The sequence below is a fragment of the Aeromonas sobria genome (assembly GCF_000820145.1).
Classification (GTDB): Bacteria; Pseudomonadota; Gammaproteobacteria; order Enterobacterales; family Aeromonadaceae; genus Aeromonas; species Aeromonas sobria.
On the sequence record NZ_CDBW01000036.1, the window covers coordinates 23309 to 41779 of the forward strand.

General features: G+C 57.5%; 19 protein-coding genes. 7 read left to right on the forward strand and 12 right to left on the reverse strand.

Translation table 11 applies throughout. The features are described 5' to 3' along the window. Window positions 1–25: 25 nt before the first annotated feature. The 8 genes from mnmE to BN1135_RS16410 form a co-directional block, all read right to left on the reverse strand. Entirely contained in the window at window positions 26–1387 is a 1362-nt protein-coding gene (gene mnmE, locus BN1135_RS16380) for a tRNA uridine-5-carboxymethylaminomethyl(34) synthesis GTPase MnmE (protein ID WP_042022960.1), read from the reverse strand. 110 nt (window positions 1388–1497) lie between these two features. Continuing rightward, entirely contained in the window at window positions 1498–3144 is a 1647-nt protein-coding gene (gene yidC / locus BN1135_RS16385) for a membrane protein insertase YidC (RefSeq protein WP_042022961.1), read from the reverse strand. Between the two features lie 5 nt (window positions 3145–3149). Continuing rightward, entirely contained in the window at window positions 3150–3398 is a 249-nt protein-coding gene (yidD, locus tag BN1135_RS21765; RefSeq protein WP_010672280.1) for a membrane protein insertion efficiency factor YidD, read from the reverse strand. Beyond that, the gene (rnpA, locus tag BN1135_RS16390) at window positions 3365–3724 is read right to left on the reverse strand and encodes a ribonuclease P protein component (RefSeq protein WP_042022962.1); all 360 of its coding nucleotides are present in this window, start codon (window positions 3722–3724) and stop codon (window positions 3365–3367) included. The genes yidD and rnpA overlap by 34 nt, the downstream gene beginning before the upstream one ends. After that, a complete protein-coding gene (rpmH, locus tag BN1135_RS16395; RefSeq protein WP_005307156.1) occupies window positions 3724–3858 on the reverse strand; it encodes a 50S ribosomal protein L34 in 135 nt (44 codons plus the stop codon). The genes rnpA and rpmH overlap by 1 nt, the downstream gene beginning before the upstream one ends. Before the next feature lie 268 nt (window positions 3859–4126). Continuing rightward, complete coding sequence (locus BN1135_RS16400; protein ID WP_042022963.1) at window positions 4127–4861, reverse strand: amino acid ABC transporter ATP-binding protein; 735 nt, start codon at window positions 4859–4861, stop codon at window positions 4127–4129. A 12-nt stretch (window positions 4862–4873) separates the two neighbouring features. Further along, window positions 4874–5542 (reverse strand): amino acid ABC transporter permease, encoded by a 669-nt coding sequence (locus BN1135_RS16405; RefSeq protein WP_098971492.1) that lies wholly within the window; start codon window positions 5540–5542, stop codon window positions 4874–4876. After that, window positions 5543–6301: an amino acid ABC transporter substrate-binding protein gene (locus tag BN1135_RS16410; RefSeq protein ID WP_042022964.1), complete on the reverse strand. Its 759-nt coding sequence runs from the start codon at window positions 6299–6301 to the stop codon at window positions 5543–5545. It abuts the gene before it with no gap. Window positions 6302–6613: 312 nt separating this feature from the next. Between BN1135_RS16410 and dnaA the strand changes: the two genes are divergently transcribed. The 4 genes from dnaA to gyrB all read left to right on the forward strand — a co-directional run bounded on the left by dnaA (window position 6614) and on the right by gyrB (window position 12685). Continuing rightward, window positions 6614–7984: a chromosomal replication initiator protein DnaA gene (gene dnaA, locus BN1135_RS16415; RefSeq protein WP_042022965.1), complete on the forward strand. Its 1371-nt coding sequence runs from the start codon at window positions 6614–6616 to the stop codon at window positions 7982–7984. Between the two features lie 83 nt (window positions 7985–8067). Beyond that, the gene (dnaN, locus tag BN1135_RS16420; RefSeq protein WP_042022966.1) at window positions 8068–9171 is read left to right on the forward strand and encodes a DNA polymerase III subunit beta; all 1104 of its coding nucleotides are present in this window, start codon (window positions 8068–8070) and stop codon (window positions 9169–9171) included. Window positions 9172–9173: 2 nt separating this feature from the next. Beyond that, window positions 9174–10277 carry a DNA replication/repair protein RecF gene (gene recF / locus BN1135_RS16425; protein WP_042022967.1) on the forward strand — a complete coding sequence of 368 codons (1104 nt, stop codon included), beginning with the start codon at window positions 9174–9176 and terminating at the stop codon, window positions 10275–10277. Beyond that, window positions 10274–12685 (forward strand): DNA topoisomerase (ATP-hydrolyzing) subunit B, encoded by a 2412-nt coding sequence (gene gyrB, locus BN1135_RS16430; protein WP_042022968.1) that lies wholly within the window; start codon window positions 10274–10276, stop codon window positions 12683–12685. The genes recF and gyrB overlap by 4 nt, the downstream gene beginning before the upstream one ends. A gap of 101 nt (window positions 12686–12786) precedes the next feature. On the opposite strand, the gene BN1135_RS16435 is transcribed toward gyrB, so the two are convergent. Both BN1135_RS16435 and BN1135_RS16440 read right to left on the reverse strand, forming a co-directional pair. Then, window positions 12787–13749 carry a helix-turn-helix domain-containing protein gene (locus tag BN1135_RS16435; RefSeq protein ID WP_042022969.1) on the reverse strand — a complete coding sequence of 321 codons (963 nt, stop codon included), beginning with the start codon at window positions 13747–13749 and terminating at the stop codon, window positions 12787–12789. A 98-nt stretch (window positions 13750–13847) separates the two neighbouring features. After that, window positions 13848–14618 (reverse strand): MBL fold metallo-hydrolase, encoded by a 771-nt coding sequence (locus BN1135_RS16440; protein WP_042022970.1) that lies wholly within the window; start codon window positions 14616–14618, stop codon window positions 13848–13850. Between the two features lie 269 nt (window positions 14619–14887). On the opposite strand from BN1135_RS16440, the gene BN1135_RS16445 reads away from it, so the two are divergent. Both BN1135_RS16445 and BN1135_RS16450 read left to right on the forward strand, forming a co-directional pair. Then, window positions 14888–15301, forward strand: coding sequence for an Hsp20 family protein (locus BN1135_RS16445; protein ID WP_040098225.1), 414 nt, complete (start codon window positions 14888–14890; stop codon window positions 15299–15301). Window positions 15302–15393: 92 nt separating this feature from the next. Further along, entirely contained in the window at window positions 15394–15834 is a 441-nt protein-coding gene (locus BN1135_RS16450) for an Hsp20 family protein (RefSeq protein ID WP_042022971.1), read from the forward strand. 71 nt (window positions 15835–15905) lie between these two features. On the opposite strand, the gene BN1135_RS16455 is transcribed toward BN1135_RS16450, so the two are convergent. After that, window positions 15906–17156, reverse strand: a complete 1251-nt coding sequence (locus BN1135_RS16455; RefSeq protein ID WP_042022972.1) for a valine--pyruvate transaminase — start codon at window positions 17154–17156, stop codon at window positions 15906–15908. A 292-nt stretch (window positions 17157–17448) separates the two neighbouring features. On the opposite strand from BN1135_RS16455, the gene BN1135_RS16460 reads away from it, so the two are divergent. Beyond that, window positions 17449–17682: a hypothetical protein gene (locus BN1135_RS16460; RefSeq protein ID WP_042022973.1), complete on the forward strand. Its 234-nt coding sequence runs from the start codon at window positions 17449–17451 to the stop codon at window positions 17680–17682. Here the strand turns inward: BN1135_RS16460 and BN1135_RS16465 are convergent. Continuing rightward, a complete protein-coding gene (locus BN1135_RS16465; RefSeq protein ID WP_042022974.1) occupies window positions 17612–18436 on the reverse strand; it encodes an AraC family transcriptional regulator in 825 nt (274 codons plus the stop codon). The two genes, BN1135_RS16460 and BN1135_RS16465, sit on opposite strands and share 71 nt — an antisense overlap. Window positions 18437–18471 lie beyond the last annotated feature (35 nt).

Sequence of the window (18471 nt, forward strand, 5' to 3'; positions counted from 1 at the left end):
GCTTTTTGTTGTCTGCCGAACCGACTTATTTGCCGATGCAGAAGCTGGAGAAGATGCGGCCCAGCAGATCGTCGGAGCTGAATTCGCCGGTGATCTCGGAGAGGGACTCCTGCGCCAGCCGCAGCTCTTCGGCCACCAGTTCCCCGGCGACATAGATTTCCAGCTGGTCTTTGGCGATCAGTAGCCGCTCGGCGGCGCGCTCCAGCGCATCGAGATGGCGGCGGCGGGCCATAAAGCCCCCCTCGGTATTGCCCTGGAAGCCCATGCAGGCTTTCAGGTGCTCACGCAGGGCGGGCAGCCCCAGCTCGGTCTTGGCGGAGATGCGGTAGACGGCGTGACCCAGCTCCTGACTCGGTGCCAGCTCTTCGCCAGTCAGGTCGGCCTTGTTGCGAATGACGGTGAGGCCGATGTTTTTTGGCAACCGATCAACAAATTCCGGCCAAATCTCGCGCGGGTCGATGGCGTCAGTGGTGGTGCCATCCACCATAAATAACACGCGATCGGCTTGCTCTATTTCGGCCCAGGCGCGCTCTATGCCGATCTTTTCCACCTGATCTTGCGTGTCGCGCAAACCGGCGGTGTCGATGATGTGCAGCGGCATCCCATCGAGGTGGATATGCTCGCGCAGCACGTCGCGGGTGGTTCCGGCGATCTCGGTGACGATGGCGGACTCGCGGCCTGCTAGGGCGTTGAGCAGGCTGGATTTACCGGCGTTAGGGCGACCGGCGATCACCACCTTCATCCCTTCCCGCAGCAGGGCACCCTGCTTGGCTTCCCCGCGCACCCCATCCAGCTCGGCCATGATGGCGTAGAGATCGCCCGCCACCTTGCCGTCGGAGAGGAAGTCGATCTCCTCATCGGGGAAGTCTATGGCCGCTTCCACATAGATGCGCAGCCGGATCAGGCTCTCGACCAGCAATTGAATTTTGCTGGAGAACTGCCCCTGCAAGGAGTGCATGGCGCTGCGGGCTGCCTGTTCGCTGGAGGCTTCGATCAGATCGGCGATGGCCTCGGCCTGGGCCAGATCCAGCTTGTCATTGATGAAGGCGCGTTCGCTGAACTCGCCGGGACGGGCAGGGCGAATGCCATCGATCTGCAAAATGCGGCGGATCAGCATGTCCATGATGACGGGACCCCCGTGCCCCTGCAGCTCCAGCACATCCTCGCCGGTGAAGCTGTTGGGGGCTTTGAACAGCAGGGCGATGCCCTGATCCAGTACCTGGCCTTGCTCATCCTTGAACGGCAGATATTCGGCGTAGCGCACCCGCGGGAGCTTGCCGAGCATTATCTCGGCGACCTGTTCGGCGGCGGGGCCGGAGACCCGGACTATGCCCACGCCGCCACGGCCTGGCGCGGTGGCTTGGGCCACGATCGTATCTGTTGTCATCTTGCTTGGCTCGTTTGTTCGCTGATAGGAAAACGTAGTGGGAGACATTGTAATAAAAAAGGCGGCCCGAAGGCCGCCTCTTTTGTCATCAAGGGAAGATTAGCTGCGCATCAATTGCGAGTGTGCAGGCCTTTCTTCTCCAGCTGACGATAGATGATGGTCTGCTGGGTAATGGAGATGACGTTGCTCACCAACCAGTACAGAGTCAGGCCAGCCGGGAACCAGAGGAACATGAAAGTGAAGATGATCGGCATGAACTGCATCACTTTCTGTTGCATCGGATCGGTGACAGTGGTCGGGCTCATCTTCTGCAGATACCACATGGACGCACCCATGAGGATTGGCAGCACGAAGAAGGGGTCCTTCACTGACAAGTCAGAGATCCACAGGGCAAACGGCGCATGGCGCAGCTCGACGGATTCCATCAAGGCCCAGTAGAGGGCGATGAAGATCGGCATCTGTACCAGGATCGGCAGACAGCCACCCAGCGGGTTGACCTTCTCCTTCTTGTACAGCTCCATCATGCCTTGAGACATCTTCTGGCGATCTTCGCCGAAGCGCTCACGCAGGGCTGCAATCTTGGGCTGCAGCATGCGCATCTTGGCCATGGAGGTGTACTGGGCTTTGGTCAGCGGGAACATGATACCGCGCACCAGCATGGTCAGCATGATGATGGCCACACCCCAGTTCTGGACGAAGCCGTGGAACACGGTCAGCAGCCAGTGCAGTGGCTGGGCGATGAACCACAGCCAGCCGTAGTCGACGGTCAGGTCGAGGTGGTTAGCCACCTTGGCCATCTGGTCTTGCAGCTTGGGACCGACCCACAGCTTGCTGGTCACTTCGGCCTGTTGGCCAGCTGCCACGTCTACCAAGGGCGCTTTATAGCCAATGATGGCCTGGCCTGTGCCAGGGGTCACGCGGCTGTAGAAGCTGTTGGTATCGTCGGCATTGGGTGCCCAGGCGGAGACGAAGTAGTGTTGCAGCATGGCGACCCAACCACCCTTGGTGGTCTTGTTCAGGTCGGCATCCTTCATTTCGTCGAAGGTGTATTTCTTGTAGCGAGTCTCTTCGCTGGAGAAAGCACCACCACGGTAAGCACTCGCTACCATGGCATGACCTTCCTGGTCTTTCGGGGTTGCTACGGTCTGCTTCAGCTGACCATAGAACTGCACCTGAACCGGCTCGGCAGATTTGTTGTCGATTTTGTAATCAACACCAATGGCATAGTCGCCACGCTTGAGCACGAATTCTTTAGTGAAGAGCACGCCCTTGCTGTCGGTCCAGGTCATCGGTACGACGACTTGATCCTGACCATCGGCCAGCTGATAGCTGGTCTGGGCGGCGTCATAGGTAGGACGGCCCTGAGGTTGACTGTCAGGACCATCACGACCCACCAGGCCGCTTTGGGCGACATAGAGGCGATCAGGCACATTGGTCAGCAGCACGAATGACGGCTCTTTACCTTCTTCCAGCTTGTGGGCCAGCAGTTCGGCAGAGACGATATCGCCACCCTGGGTATCCAGGGTCAGTTTGAGCACGTCAGAGGAGACGGTGATCAGCTTGCGTGCGGCAGTCGCGTTGGCTTGCTCGGAAACCTGAGGAATGTCACCGGTTTGACCGGCTTCAGGTACGAAATGTTCGGTTTGGGCCACGGTAATCGGGGCCGGCTTCGGAGCCTTGTCGGACTCCCACTGTTGCCAGAGCAAAAAGCTCACGAACAGCAAACCGATCAGAAGTAGATTGCGTTGTGATTCCATAGTCTTCAGTTTCTTCGCTTTGGTTGCGGAACCGGGTCATAACCACCCTCGGATAAGGGGTGGCATTTTAATAGACGTTTGCTAGCTAGCCAAACGCCTTTTATGAAACCGTGAAGTCGGATGGCTTCTATCGCAAATTGGGAACAAGTTGGAGTAAAACGGCAGCGCGGCCCGAGCAGAGGGCTAATGATTAGCTGATACAGGCGTATCAGTTTGATAGCTACCCATTGCAACGGCGTGACAGAGTGCGCCATAGCTTTTCCAGTAACTTGAACAGTTCCTCGTTATCCATCTCTTTCACACCAGCCTTGGCGATCACCACGATATCGATAGCGGGCAGCTTATGTTGTTGGAGGCGGAAACTTTCCCGGACCACCCGTTTGACACGGTTACGCCAGACGGCACGCTTGAGTGCTTTTTTGGGCACAGCGAGACCAAGACGAGAGTGTTCGAGTGAATTGGGGCAGGCGAGAAGCGTAATTTGCGGGGAAGCAGCCCGGACAGGCTCAGCGAAAACGCGTTTGAAGTGTTCGGGAGTTAACAGACGTAACTCCCGAGAGAAGGTGTGCTGGGTAGGCATTAGACTACCAGGCGGGCACGACCCTTGGCACGACGAGCGGCCAGAACTTTACGACCGTTGGCAGTTGCCATGCGGGCGCGGAAACCGTGAGAGCGCTTGCGCTTCAGGTTGGACGGTTGAAAAGTACGTTTCATGATTCGATTCCGTATTTCTGTACAGTTTTGATGTCACACTTAGCCGACGCGCCAGCTATAGCGTGTGACGACTAGCAAAAGAGGCCGAATTCTAAACAGAGTTCGGCTTTTAGTCAATCCGCCGTTCCCTCTCATCCTGCGATGGTCTTGAAAGGCCACTGCCGAGTGTAAGGATCCAGAGGATCGAGGGCTCCGGATTATACTGGCAACCCGGGGTTAAACAAGGGATCCTTCAATAAAAAAGGTGGTCAAGCTGCGAAAGCGGGGGCTATTTCAGAACTTTTCGCAAGAACTCCCGGGTGCGGGGATCCTTGGGATCAACCAATATCTGATCTGGCGGCCCCTGTTCGACGATCCGCCCCCCTTCCATGAAGATCACCCGATCAGCAATATCGCGAGCAAATTCAATCTCATGGGTCACCACCACCATGGTCTGGTGCCGACGAGCCAGCGCCTTCATCAGCCCCAGCACCTCGTCTACCCACTCGGGGTCGAGGGCGGAGGTGGGCTCATCGAACAGAATCACTTTGGAGTGGGCCGCCATAGCGCGGCCAATGCCGACCCGTTGTTGTTGACCGCCGGACAGTGACGCCGGATAGGCATCCTGCTTGTCGGCAAGACCTATTTCTTTGAGAATGCCGAGCGCGGTGGCGCGTGCTTCTGCCTTCGGTTGTTTCCAGACGGTGATCAGCCCTTCGGCAATGTTGTCGAGCGCCGTCTTGTTGGCAAACAGGGCGTAGTTCTGGAACACGAAGGAGGTGCGCTTGCGCAACTCGATTGCCTGTTGCTCGCTGGCTTTGGCCAGATCCAGCGCAAGGTCGTCGATGGCCAGGGTGCCCGCATCCGGGGTCTCCAGCAGGTTCAGGCAGCGCAGCAGGGTCGATTTGCCGGTGCCGGAGGGGCCGATGATGACGACAATTTCCCCTTTTTTTACCTCAAGATCGATGCTGTTGAGTACCTGATTACCGTTATAAGCCTTGGTGAGGCCGGTGAGTTTGATCATCGCTGACCTCCGTTAGTAGGCCCGATTCAGGCGAACTTCCAGCAGATGCTGCAAGCGGGTAAAGATAATAACAACCCCCCAGTAGACCAGCGCCACTGCCATGAAGCTCTCGAAGAACTTGAAGGAGGAGGAGGCCTCCATCTGTGCCTTGCCCATGATCTCGGCCACCCCCAAGGTGAATGCCAGTGAGGTGCTCTTGATCATGTCGATGAAGTAGTTCATCAGCGACGGGGTGGCGATACGTGCTGCTTGTGGCAGGATGATCCGCTGCATCGCCTGATAGCGACTCATGCCGATACTGAGCGCCGCTTCCATCTGGCTTTTGTGAATGCCGAGGATGGCTGCCCGGATCGACTCGGCCATGTAGGCGGCGAAGTGCAGGGTCAGGCCGACGATGGCGGCGGTAAAGGCATCCATTCCCACGAAGATTGGGAACAGCTGCGGTAGCCCGTAATAGAGCAGGAATAGCTGGACCAGCAGCGGTGTACCCCGAAAGAACGAGATATAGAGCATTGCCAGCCAGTGAATGACGGGGATGCGAAACACCCGCACTATCGCCAGAGCCAGCGACAGCACGAGTGCCAGCACGAATCCCCACAGTGCCATCTCCATCGTGGTGCCCAGATACTTGAGCAGGATGGGAAACAGCCCCAGCGTGTATTCGAGATCAAATTCCATCATTTATTTGTCGGTGATGTCGGAGGCGAACCATTTTTCGGAGATCTGACGCAGGGAGCCATCCTTGCGCATGGCGGTCAGGGCACCGTCGACCTTGCTTAGCACAGCCTGTTTCTCTGGGGTGTTCAGGAAGGGCAGGGCGTTCTCGATGGTTTCGAACGGTGCGCCGGCCTGTTGCAGTGGCAGCTTGGATTCCTTGATCAACTGGGCGGTGGAGACGCGGTCCATCACGAAGGCATCGATACGACCCAGCGCGACATCTTGTTCGAAGTTGGAATCATAGGTACGGATATCGATTTTCTTGGCCGGATCGTTCTTGCGCAGCAGCTCTTCGAAGTTGGAACCCAGGTTTACGGCAACCTTCTTGCCTGCCAGATCCTGAATGCCGTGGATGGTGCTGTTGCCCTTGCGAACCACGATCTGGGCGCCGTCATAGACGTAGGGTTGGGAGAAGGCGTATTTGGCCTTGCGCTCGTCAGTGATAGTGATCTGGTTGGAGATGGTGTCGATGCGGCCGGTTTCCAGCATGCCGAACAGGCCGGAGAAGCTGGCGGTCACAAACTCGACCTTGTAACCGGTACGCTCACCGATCTGGTTCCACATATCCACCTCAAAGCCCTGCAGCTTGTCCTGCTTGACGAAAGTGAACGGAAAATACTTGCCGGACATGCCGACCTTGATGGTCTCCTGGGCTATCGCCTGACCGGACAGGGTGGCCAGCAGGATGGCTGCGCCGGAAATCAGTTTGATGGATCTGCTCATGGTGTTTCTCGCTCTCAATGTCTTGTATTTGTAGTTGTAATCACTACGTTGCAACGCATGCTATTGGAATAAAACCTAATTAATTAATGACATTTAGTTATATTAAATAACGAGAAGAGATGGGGGCGATCCGCCAATCTGGATAGTGGATCAAGCTGTGGGTAACTTTGGGGATGAAATCTGATCCAAAGCCGTGGGATCCTTGAAAGTCAAGGATCTTATTTGCTGGATCCACCGGGCGATGGCTGGAGATCAGATCGCTAAAAACGTAGAATAGCCGGTCTTTAGTTAATCAATCGACAGGAGCTTAGAGTGACTGCTTCGCTATGGCAGCAGTGCCTAAACCGGCTGCAAGATGAGTTGCCCTCGGCAGAATTCAGCATGTGGATCCGGCCGCTTCAAGCGGAGTTGAGTGACAATACTCTGACCCTGTATGCACCGAATCGCTTTGTTCTGGACTGGGTACGAGACAAGTATCTCATCCGGGTTAATGGCATCATCAATGAACTCTATGGGGTCGACGGCCCCGCCCTGCGTTTTGATATAGGCAATCGTCCTCATCCTGTCCCTGTCGCCAGAGCGCCAGTACAGGGTGCCGCGCCTGTGAATAACTTGCAGAAGAGCTGGGAACGCAAGGCTGAAACCAAGCCCGAGCCGAACCACAAGAGCAACACCAACGTGAACTATACCTTCGAGAATTTCGTTGAGGGTAAGTCCAACCAGTTGGCGCGTGCGGCTGCCCGTCAGGTAGCGGACAATCCGGGTGGTGCATACAACCCGCTGTTCCTCTATGGCGGTACCGGTCTGGGTAAAACCCACCTGTTGCACGCGGTTGGTAATGCGATCAAAGAGGGCAAAAAAGATGCAAAAGTCATCTATATGCACTCCGAGCGGTTTGTTCAGGACATGGTAAAAGCGCTGCAAAATAACGCCATTGAAGAGTTCAAGCGTTATTACCGCAGTGTCGACGCCCTGCTCATCGATGATATCCAGTTCTTCGCCAACAAGGAGCGCTCACAGGAGGAGTTCTTCCATACTTTCAATGCGTTGCTTGAAGGTAACCAGCAGATCATCCTGACCTCGGATCGCTATCCGAAGGAGATCAACGGTGTCGAGGATCGTCTCAAGTCCCGCTTTGGCTGGGGCCTGACCGTGGCGATCGAACCACCGGAGCTGGAGACCCGCGTCGCGATCCTGATGCGCAAGGCGGACGAGAACCAGGTCCATTTGCCGGATGAAGTGGCGTTCTTTATCGCCAAACGTCTGCGATCCAACGTCCGTGAACTGGAAGGCGCCCTTAACCGGGTGATCGCCAACGCCAACTTCACTGGCCGTGCCATCAACATCGATTTCGTGCGCGAAGCGCTGCGGGATCTGCTGGCACTGCAGGAGAAGCTGGTCACCATCGACAATATTCAGAAGACGGTGGCGGAGTATTACAAGATCAAGCTGGCGGATCTGCTCTCCAAGCGTCGTTCCCGCTCGGTTGCCCGCCCACGCCAGTTGGCGATGGCGCTGGCCAAAGAGCTGACCAACCACAGTTTACCGGAGATAGGTGATGCCTTTGGTGGCCGTGACCATACTACCGTTCTTCATGCCTGCCGCAAGATTGAGCAGCTGAAGGAGGAGAGTCACGACATCAAGGAGGACTATTCCAACCTGATCCGTACTCTTTCGTCCTGATAACAGCACGGAGTGGACAGATGCAGCGTGAATATTCCAACCTGATCCGAACCCTTTCCTCCCAATAACAACGGAGAGCACAGATGCAGCTCGAAATTAGCCGTGAGGCCCTGTTACGTCCTCTGCAACTGGTGTCCGGTGCTCTGGGTGGCCGACCGACCCTGCCGATCCTCGGCAACGTGCTGCTTGATGTCAGCAACGGTCTGCTGTCGTTGACCGGGACCGACCTCGAAGTTGAGATGATCGGTCAGGTCTATCTCAATAGTGACAGCCAGGATGGCCGCACCACGGTGCCAGCGCGCAAGCTGCTGGATATCTGCCGTGGTTTGCCAGAAGGCGCCGAGATCCGCTTCAATACCGAAGGTGAGCGCCTGATCATCCGATCAGGTCGTTCCCGCTTCAACCTCTCGACCCTGCCAGCGACCGAGTATCCGAACATCGAGGATTGGGAATCCGTGCTCGAGTTCGATATCAGCCAGCTGGAACTGAAAAAGCTGATCGATGCCACCCAGTTCTCCATGGCCAGTCAGGATGTGCGTTATTACCTGAATGGCATGTTGTTCGAGAGCGAGGGGCACGGTTTGCGTACCGTGGCAACCGACGGTCACCGTCTGGCCACTTGCCGCCGTGAGGTGGTGGCAGAATCGCTACCCGATCATCAAGTTATCCTGCCCCGTAAAGGGGTGCTGGAGCTGGTGCGCTTGCTGGAAGCTGACGACAAGCCGGTGCGGCTGCAGATCGGCCGCAGCAATCTGCGCGCTGCCCTCGATGGCTTCATCTTTACCTCCAAGCTGGTGGATGGTCGCTTCCCTGACTGGCGTCGGGTTATTCCGCGCAACAGTGACAAAGCCTTGATCGCCGGTCGTGAGGATCTGCGCCAGGCGTTTGCCCGTGCAGCGATCCTCTCTAACGAGAAATTCCGTGGGGTGCGTCTCAATCTGCAGGAAAACCTGCTGCGCATCACCGCCAACAACCCGGAACAGGAAGAAGCCGAAGAGCTGCTTGACGTACAATATGCCGCTGGCGAGATGGAGATCGGCTTTAACGTCTCTTATGTGCTGGACGTGCTGAATACGTTAAAATGTGACCAAATCCGGATTAGCCTGAGCGATTCGATCAGCAGTGCCATTATTGAGGATTTTGAACATCAGGATGCTCAGTACGTGGTGATGCCGATGCGGATCTAGTCGTGTCTCTGGTCAAACTCCAGCTCAGCGACTTTCGCAATATCCAGCAAGCCAGTCTCAAGCTGTCGCCCGGCCTCAATATACTGGTCGGGCGCAATGGCAGCGGCAAGACCAGCGTGCTGGAAGCTATCCACTACCTTGGCTTGGGGCGCTCCTTTCGCACTCATTTGACCGGACGGGTTATCCGTCAGGGGGAGCGGGCCTTCACCCTGTTTGCCCAGTGTGAACTGGAGGGGCGTCAGGTTCCCATTGGCCTTGCCAAGGACAAGAGTGGCGAGACCCAACTCAAGATTGCCGGTACTCAGGCGCAACGTCTGGCCGACCTTGCCGAGTTGTTGCCGGTGCAGTTGATCCATCCCGATGGCTTCAACCTGCTGACTGGCGGGCCTCAAGCCCGTCGTGCCTGGCTCGATTGGGGCGTCTTCCATCAGGAACCGACTTTTTTTTCCCTGTGGGGACGAGTTCGGCGGCTGCTGAAACAGCGCAATGCGCTGCTGCGCCAGAGCACCCAGTATCGCCAGCTGGCGTTTTGGGATCAGGAGCTGGTGCGGCTCGGGGGTGAACTGGCCGAGTTTCGCGCCAGTTATTGTCAGGCCATTACGCCCCTGATCAAGGAGATGACGGCGGATTTTCTGCCGGAATTCGATATCAGTCTCGGTTTTTATCGGGGCTGGGAGAAAGATACTCCCCTCAATGAGTTGCTGGAGGCGGGGTTTGAGCGGGATCGGGCGCTGGGCTATACCGGCGTCGGGCCACAGAAGGCCGATGTCCGCCTCAAGGCGAGCGGGGTGCCCGCTCAAGATATTTTGTCCCGGGGTCAACTGAAGTTGCTGGTCTGCGCCATGCGCTTGGCTCAAGGGCTCTATTTGAATCAACATAGCAGCCGTGGCTGTATTTTTTTAATTGACGATTTTGCCTCTGAACTGGATGTCGACAAGCGCCGCTTGCTGGCCGCAAGGCTGAAGCAGTGTGCGTCCCAGGTGTTTATCACCGCCATCGACACCGGTCAGCTCGCAGACATGATGGATGCGAATGACTGCAAGTTGTTCCACGTGGAACAAGGCAAGGTCTCCGAAACGTTAGAGAAGGCAGAGAGTAAGCTATGACTGAGAATACTTACGACTCCTCGAATATCAAGGTACTGAAGGGCCTGGATGCGGTCCGCAAGCGCCCGGGGATGTATATCGGCGATACGGATGATGGCTCGGGTCTGCACCACATGGTGTTCGAAGTGGTCGATAACTCCATTGACGAAGCGCTCGCTGGTTACTGCACCGATATTTTGGTCAAGATCCATTCCGATGGTTCTGTCTCTGTGCGTGACAATGGCCGGGGCATCCCGGTAGACATGCACGAAGAGGAGGGCCGTTCCGCCGCCGAAGTTATCATGACCGTGCTGCACGCTGGCGGTAAGTTCGATGACAACTCTTATAAAGTATCCGGTGGCCTGCACGGTGTGGGTATCTCCGTGGTTAACGCCCTCTCTGACAAGCTGTTGCTGACCATTCGTCGTAACGGTCATGTTTACGAGCAGACCTATCACCTGGGTGAGCCGCAGGCACCACTCAAGCAGATCGGTGACAGCTCAGGTACCGGTACCGAGGTGCGTTTCTGGCCGAGCCCGACCATCTTTACCGATACCCTGTATCACTACGAAATCCTGGCCAAGCGGCTGCGTGAGCTCTCCTTCCTCAACTCCGGTGTTTCCATTCGTCTGCATGACGAGCGTGATGGTCGTGAGGTGCATTTCTGCTACGAGGGTGGCATCAAGGCGTTCGTTGAATACCTGAACCAGAACAAGACCCCGATCCATCCGAAGGTATTTCACTTCACCACCGAGCACGATGGCATTGGCGTGGAAGTGGCGATGCAGTGGAACGACGCCTATCAGGAAGGGGTCTACTGCTTCACCAACAATATTCCGCAGCGGGATGGTGGTACTCACCTGGTGGGCTTCCGTACCGCGCTGACCCGTACTCTGAACACCTATATGGACAAAGAGGACTACAGCAAGAAGGCCAAGTCTGCCGCCAGTGGCGACGACGTGCGTGAAGGTCTGATTGCCGTTATCTCCGTCAAGGTGCCGGATCCCAAGTTCTCCTCCCAGACCAAGGACAAGCTGGTTTCGTCCGAAGTGAAGACTGCCGTTGAGCAGGCGATGGGCGAGAAACTGGGTGAGTTTCTGCTGGAAAACCCGAGCGATGCCAAGATCGTGGTCAACAAGATCATCGATGCGGCCCGTGCCCGTGAAGCGGCCCGCAAGGCCCGCGAACTGACTCGCCGAAAAGGCGCGCTGGATATCGCTGGTCTGCCCGGCAAACTGGCTGACTGTCAGGAGAAAGACCCGGCTCTTTCCGAACTCTACATAGTGGAAGGAGACTCTGCTGGCGGTTCCGCCAAGCAGGGTCGCAACCGTAAAAACCAGGCCATCCTGCCGCTCAAGGGCAAGATCCTGAACGTAGAGAAGGCCCGTTTCGACAAGATGATCTCCTCGCAAGAGGTCGGCACCCTGATCACCGCACTGGGCTGCGGTATCGGTCGCGACGAGTACAACCCGGACAAGCTGCGCTACCACAACATCATCATCATGACCGATGCGGACGTCGATGGTGCGCACATCCGTACCCTGCTGCTGACCTTCTTCTATCGTCAGATGCCGGAAATCATCGAGCGTGGTTACGTCTTTATCGCTCAGCCGCCGCTCTACAAGGTCAAGAAGGGCAAGCAGGAACAGTATCTGAAAGATGAAGATGCGCTGCTGCAGTATCAGACCTCAATGGCGCTTGATGGTGCAACCCTGCACGTCAACGAGTCGGCCCCGGCTATCGGTGGCGAGGCGCTGGAGCGTCTGGTCAACCAGCACCGCGCGGTCTCTCATCTGATCACCCGCATGTCCCGTCGTGCCCCGGTTGCCGTACTGACCCAGCTGATTTATCAGCCAGAGTTGCACGAAGCACTGCTGGCCAGCGAGAGCGATCTGCTGGTCTGGTGCCAGAGCATGGAAGCCGTGCTCAACGAGAGCAACCACGGTATCCAGTACCAGATCCAGGTTCGCCGCGACGAAGAGCGCAGTCTGTTCGTGCCGCACGCCGTGGTTCGTCAGCACGGTGTTGATCGTGAATACCCGATCAGCTACGAATTCCTGCAATCTTCCGAGTATCGTCAACTGGTTTCGCTGGGTAAAGAGATCGCTAACCTGATTGAGGACGGTGGTTTTATCAAGCGCGGCGAGAAGGTCAAGCCGGTTGCCAACTTCGTGGAAGCGGTCGACTGGCTGATGAGCGAAGGCAAGCGCGGCATCTACATCCAGCGCTATAAAGGGCTGGGTGAGATGAACCCGGATCAGCTGTGGGAAACCACCATGGATCCGGAAGCCCGTCGCATGCTGCGCGTCACCATCGACGACGCCGTAGGTGCCGATCAGCTCTTCTCCACCCTGATGGGTGATGCCGTTGAGCCCCGTCGTGACTTTATCGAGACCAACGCCCTGCGCGTAGCCAACCTCGACGTCTAATCGACGCAGTCAGACAGATAGTAAAAAGCCGCTCCTTGTGAGCGGCTTTTTTGTTTTTGGGATGAGCTGAGAACCTGTTCCACGTGAAACGTGGAGCCTGATTATGTTGCCCGGCTACCGCGAAAAGAGCGTCGCCACTCGCTGGGGGAGATGGCAAAGCGGGCTCGGAAGTGATTGCGCAGGGAGGTGGCACTCTTGAAGCCGACCAGTTCGGCAATGCGATCGATGGAATGACCGCTTACCTCCAGCAACTCCTGACTGCGTCTGAGCCGTTCCGCCAGCAGCCATTCACCCACCGAGAGGCCGATAGCCTGATGAAAGCGGCGGGTAAAGGTGCGCCGACTCATCAGGGTGTGGGCCGCCAGAGAATCCAGGGTGTGAGGCTCGGCCAGATGGGCGCGCAGGTGATCGAGCAACTGGTTCATCCGGACATCGCGGGTGGAGGCGGGCACCGGCTGCTCGATAAACTGGGCCTGACCCCCTTCCCGGTGGGGCGGGATCACCAGCCGCCGTGCCACCTTGTTGGCAATGGCCGAGCCATGGTACTGGCGTACCAGATAGAGGCAGCAGTCCAGCCCGGCGGCGGTGCCTGCCGAGGTGACCAGCCCATCATCATCCACATAGAGGGCATTGGTATCGAGCTGTACGCAGGGAAAGCGGCGGCAGAAATCCTGTTCGTACTCCCAGTGGGTGGAAGCCTTGCGACCATTGAGCAGCCCGGCGTAGGCGAGCACATAGGTGCCGAGACAGAGCCCGACCAGCCGGGCACCTCTGGCTCTGGCGGCGATCAGGGCATCGAGCAGTGCCGCCGGTGGCCGGGCTGCCGGGTCATGCCAGAAGGGGATGACGATGATCTCCGCCTCGGTCAGTACCTCCAGCCCATGGGGGGCCTGAATGGTGAAGCCTTGTGCCGAGTGTGAGTGACGGTTGCCATCACCGCAGCAGATCTTGAGCTCGAACAGCGGTTGGCCCGGCAGGATATCGCCGAAGATGAGGCAGGGTACGGCGCAGTGAAAGGGGCTGAAGTGATCGAAGGTCACCACGGCAACGGTCGGGGTGGGCATTATGTTGGCTCCCCTCTGCGCGCAGGACTCTCATCATAAGCGTTCGGCAGTGAAAGCCGAAGGGCCATGTCTGGCATGGCCCTTCGCCCTCCTGCGGATCACAGCGATATCGCCTCGCCATCTTCCGGTACCCGTACCCGATCCGTCATGCCCCGTTCCGCCAGATAGTCGCGCAGCTCCTGGCGTGACAGCAGGGCGTGGTTGACCGCCTCCATGTGGCTGGCGATCAGCGTGGCTTGCGGTGCGGCCTGATATACGGCGGCGACATCATCCTTGCCCATGATGATGGAACCGAGCACGGGCACCTGTGCATCGCCGCAGTTGAGGATGACGACCTCGGGCTGATGCTGTTGCAGGGCTTGCTCGACCCGGGGATGCCAGATGGTATCACCGGCCAGATAGAGGCACTGCTCATCGGGGTGGGAGAAGACCACGCCGCACACCTCTCCCATGCGCTCGCCAAGTACCGCCATCAGCTGATCGTTGCCATGCTGGCCACCGGTCTGCTGCAGGCGAATACCGGCAAACTCGGGCTGTTCGCTCAGCAGGCGCACATCCTCAAAATCACTGGCACGAATGGCATCGGCATCCTTCTGGTGTTGTACAAACAGCGGCAGATGCTTGGGGATCAGGGCTCTGGCGGCGTCATCCCAGTGGTCAGGATGATCGTGGGTGACGATAACGGCATCCACATCGACCAGCGCATCGATCGATAGCGGCAGCTCGACCAGCGGATTGCGCAGCTGGCTGTTGGCGGTGCCCTCAAAGCCGGGGAAGGCTCCCTTGGCCGAGAGCATGGGATCTATCAGAAAGCGGGTGCCGGCATAGTCGAGCAGCAGGGTGGCGTTGCGAACCTGGGTAATTTTCATGGGGTGGCTCCATGTTGGCTGGTGGATATGCAACCAATTATGGGGTGCGGAGCGAGTTGCCATCAGTGGCCCACGGGTCGATTATCATCACTATTGGGCCAATAGGGTGATAAGTGCGACCATTTAAAAAATTTGAAAAAATCCCCTTGAAAGGAAAAAGTGAGCCCCTATATAGGTAACAAGGCCGGAACGCTCGACAGAGGTTTCGACCAGGCGCCCGTCCATAAGGAGGGCAAACAATCCGTTATCGCTCACAAGAGGGTAATACTATGCGTTCTATCGACTTTTCTCCGCTCTATCGTTCTGCCATTGGTTTCGATCGTCTGGCCAATCTCATTGAATCTGCGGCCAGCAATGGCAATGCCGGTTATCCCCCCTACAACATCGAGCAGCTGGGTGACAGCGACTACCGCATCAGCATGGCGGTGGCGGGTTTTACCCAGGAAGAGCTGGAGCTGAGCTTCCAGGAAAATCTGCTGACGGTGAAGGGCAACAAGCAGGCCGACACTGGGCGCAACTATCTCTATCAGGGGATCGCCGAACGTGGTTTCGAGCGCCGCTTCCAGCTGGCTGACTATGTGCGGGTGAAAGGGGCCGACCTGAAAAACGGCTTGCTGCACATCGAGCTGGTGCGTGAAGTGCCCGAGGCGATGAAGCCGCGCAAGATTGAGATCAACGGCTGATAGCCTGAATCCACTGAAATTTTAAAATTTCCCGGGTGCCGATGACGGGCCTGTGGAGAGTTGAACCTGTTGCTTATTAGAAGGATAGGATTATGCGTAACCTCGATTTTTCTCATCTCTATTCCAACGCCGTCGGCTTCGAGCGGATGGCCCGTGAGCTGGAAGGTCTGTTCGAGCAGAAGACCGCCGCTTACCCCCCGTACAACATTGAAAAGCGCGATCAGGATGGCTATCGCATCACAGTCGCCGTGGCTGGCTTCGAGCGCGAAGAGCTGGCGCTGGAGACCGAAAACGGCACTCTCAAGGTGAAGGGGCGCAAAGGGGCTGCGGCCGGTGAGCGCCAGTTCCTCCATCAGGGGATTGCCGAGCGTGACTTCGAGCTTGCCTTCAAGCTGAGCCAGCACGTGGAGGTGCAAGGCGCCAAGCTGGAGCATGGTCTGCTGACCATCGATCTGGCGCGCGAACTGCCGGAGGCGCTCAAGCCCCGCGCGATTCACATCGGTAAACCCGACCCGCTGGCGCTGCCCGGTTAAGCAAACCGGATCGCGATAAACGACAAAGGCCTGCATCTGCAGGCCTTTCTGTTTTGTATCGCTGGATTGGATTAACCAGCGTAGAGGGTGTTGATCTCGTCCGCCAGAATGGCGATACCGCGGCGCACCAGCTCCTCGCTCTGGGAGTAGTTGAGGCGGATGCACTCCTGGCTGTGACGCCACTCGGGGTCATCGATACCGGGGAAGAAGTAGTGACCCGGCACGATCAGCAGGTTCTTCGCCTTCAGTCGCTCATAGAGTTCCTGACAGTGGATCGGCAAGCCTTCAAACCAGAGCCAGAGGAAGAGGGCGCCTTCCGGCTTGTGGATATGGAAGCGCGGGTCGGGGATCGCTTGGCGCAGCAGTTGTACCGCCAGCTCGGCTTTTTGCTGATAGAAGGGTTTCACCACCTGTTCGCTGAGAGTGATGATATCGCCGCTCTCGATCATCGGGATGGTGATGGCGGGCCCCAGACTGCCCGGCGCCAGATTGATGATGCCGCTCAGGTTGGTGATGGCCTGAATGATCTTCTCGTCGGCGAGGACGATGCCGCAGCGGGTGCCCGGCAATCCCAGTTTGGAGAGGCTCATGCAGAGGATAGTGTTGGCGTTCCAGAACGGTTTGGCTTCGCTGAAGATGATGCCCGGGAAGGGGACGCCGTAGGCGTTGTCGATCAGCAGCGGAATGCCCTTGTCGCGGGCGATCTGATCGAGGTGTTCGATCTCTTCGTCGGTCAGCACATTACCGGTGGGGTTGGTCGGGCGAGAGACACAGATCACCCCGATGTCGTCACCCACCTGCAGGCTCTCGAAATCCACGTGGTATTTGAACTGGCCATCGGGCAGTTTCTCGATGGTGGGCTTGTAGGCCACGAAGTAGTCGTCCGCCAGCGCCGAGTCGGCATAGCCGATGTATTCGGGAGCGAGCGGGAACAGCACCTTCTTCTTGCGGCCATCGGCAAATTCGCCGGCCAGCAGGTTGAACAGATAGAAAAAGGCATTCTGGCTGCCGTTGGTCAGGGCGATATTGCGGGACGTGATATCCCATCCCAGCTCCTTGCTGAGCAGGGCGGCCAGCGCCTTGGTGAACCTGTCTTTGCCCTGGGGGCCGTCGTAGTTGGCCATCGCTTTGACCAGCTCGCCGTTGTCGAGCAGGCTCTTGGCTTCCGCCTGAAAGCGTTCCAGCATGGCGGGGATGGGGGCAGGATTGCCGCCACCCAGCATGATGGCGTCCGGATTGGTCAGCCCCTGATTGAGGTCATCCATGAGTTGGGTAATACCGGCGTGGCGAGTGAACTTCTCGCCGAACAAGGAAAATTCCATTCGGTGACAGATCCAGAGTCAGTTACGAAGATGTAGCACCATAGCTCAGTTTAAAAGCGGGTGTCGATCAAAATAACGGGACGTTCCACGTGGAACATGGTGCAAAAATTAAGCGTGGTTAAAAGCACCAACTGTTGGTTTAAAAATGACCGAGCAGGATGCATTTTGCAACTCAATTTGGTATCGCAAGATGGTGAATTTAAACAAAATCATCATGTTATGTGATTTGTGAAGAGTGGCATAACAATTGGAATAGCTATCTGGTCATCTCAACCATACCGGAGCAAACCAGATGAAAATCCAGATCGCCACCCTGATTGTGAGTGCCCTGAGCCTGAACGTGATGGCCAACGAAAACCCGCGGCCCGAGCTGGAGAGTGCCCAGCTGGAGCAGGATGTGCAGAGCGAGTTGCAACAGGCATCCCATGCCGTGGTGCAGGATGCGCTGCACAATCTCAAGCCGCTGGCGCTGGATACCCTGGTGGTGGAGGCGAGCCAGGCTGTGGCGACTCACCCCGAGAGCTGAGGTAGCGCAGAGGGGTCTGTCCCGTATGTTGTTTGAAGAAGCTGATAAAGGCGCTGTCGCTGGAGAACTCCAGCGCTGCGGCAATCCTGCTGATAGACTCGCTTTCTGCCAGCAGCTCCATGGCCCGCAATAGCCGCCACTGCTGACGCCACGCCTGATAGCTCATGCCGGTCTCCCGAATGAAGATGCGGCCAATGGTCTTGTCACTGGCACCCACCCGTTCGGCCAGCCGGTTGAGCCGATCGGGCAGGGCATCCCCCCGTTTCAACTGCTGTAGCCAGTCGCCCAGTCTGGGATCGGTCGGTAGCGGCAACTGCCACGACTCCCGCGGTGCCTGCCCCAACTCCTCCATAAACAGTGCCACCGTCCGTTGCTGCTGCTCTTGCGGTTTATCCCACGGCCAGAGTGCCATCCGTTCGATCAGTTCGTGCAGCAGCGGATTGACCGCCAGCACCTCCACCGTGGCGGGCAACTCGGGGTGCGGCTGGAAGTAGAGGGAGCGGTAGGCCACCACACCACGCATCAATACTCGATGGGCAGTGCCCGCTGGCAGCCAGGCGGCGCGGGTGGGCGGCAGCAGGCAGACCCGACCTTCCAGCTCCATGGTCATGCAGCCGGATTGGGCGAACAGCAGCTGATGGCGCTGATGCTGATGCAAACCCGAGTCGTGCCAGCCGAGCGCGGAGGCAATGCCGATCACGCTGCCCGTCAGCTGGTCGGGGTCAAAAGGGTGATCGGGAAGAATAAAGGCCATATGTCCGATTTATGATGTTTATAGTCCTACTTATT

Excerpts from the sequence above, each read along its gene's own strand:
- mnmE (WP_042022960.1), bottom strand. The coding sequence starts at position 1,387 with ATGACAACAGATACGATCGTGGCCCAAGCCACCGCGCCAGGCCGTGGC.
- yidC (WP_042022961.1), bottom strand. The coding sequence starts at position 3,144 with ATGGAATCACAACGCAATCTACTTCTGATCGGTTTGCTGTTCGTGAGC.
- yidD (WP_010672280.1), bottom strand. The coding sequence starts at position 3,398 with ATGGCGCACTCTGTCACGCCGTTGCAATGGGTAGCTATCAAACTGATA.
- rnpA (WP_042022962.1), bottom strand. The coding sequence starts at position 3,724 with ATGCCTACCCAGCACACCTTCTCTCGGGAGTTACGTCTGTTAACTCCC.
- rpmH (WP_005307156.1), bottom strand. The coding sequence starts at position 3,858 with ATGAAACGTACTTTTCAACCGTCCAACCTGAAGCGCAAGCGCTCTCAC.
- BN1135_RS16400 (WP_042022963.1), bottom strand. The coding sequence starts at position 4,861 with ATGATCAAACTCACCGGCCTCACCAAGGCTTATAACGGTAATCAGGTA.
- BN1135_RS16405 (WP_098971492.1), bottom strand. The coding sequence starts at position 5,542 with ATGATGGAATTTGATCTCGAATACACGCTGGGGCTGTTTCCCATCCTG.
- BN1135_RS16410 (WP_042022964.1), bottom strand. The coding sequence starts at position 6,301 with ATGAGCAGATCCATCAAACTGATTTCCGGCGCAGCCATCCTGCTGGCC.
- dnaN (WP_042022966.1), top strand. The coding sequence starts at position 8,068 with ATGCAGCTCGAAATTAGCCGTGAGGCCCTGTTACGTCCTCTGCAACTG.
- gyrB (WP_042022968.1), top strand. The coding sequence starts at position 10,274 with ATGACTGAGAATACTTACGACTCCTCGAATATCAAGGTACTGAAGGGC.
- BN1135_RS16435 (WP_042022969.1), bottom strand. The coding sequence starts at position 13,749 with ATGCCCACCCCGACCGTTGCCGTGGTGACCTTCGATCACTTCAGCCCC.
- BN1135_RS16440 (WP_042022970.1), bottom strand. The coding sequence starts at position 14,618 with ATGAAAATTACCCAGGTTCGCAACGCCACCCTGCTGCTCGACTATGCC.
- BN1135_RS16445 (WP_040098225.1), top strand. The coding sequence starts at position 14,888 with ATGCGTTCTATCGACTTTTCTCCGCTCTATCGTTCTGCCATTGGTTTC.
- BN1135_RS16450 (WP_042022971.1), top strand. The coding sequence starts at position 15,394 with ATGCGTAACCTCGATTTTTCTCATCTCTATTCCAACGCCGTCGGCTTC.
- BN1135_RS16455 (WP_042022972.1), bottom strand. The coding sequence starts at position 17,156 with ATGGAATTTTCCTTGTTCGGCGAGAAGTTCACTCGCCACGCCGGTATT.
- BN1135_RS16460 (WP_042022973.1), top strand. The coding sequence starts at position 17,449 with ATGAAAATCCAGATCGCCACCCTGATTGTGAGTGCCCTGAGCCTGAAC.
- BN1135_RS16465 (WP_042022974.1), bottom strand. The coding sequence starts at position 18,436 with ATGGCCTTTATTCTTCCCGATCACCCTTTTGACCCCGACCAGCTGACG.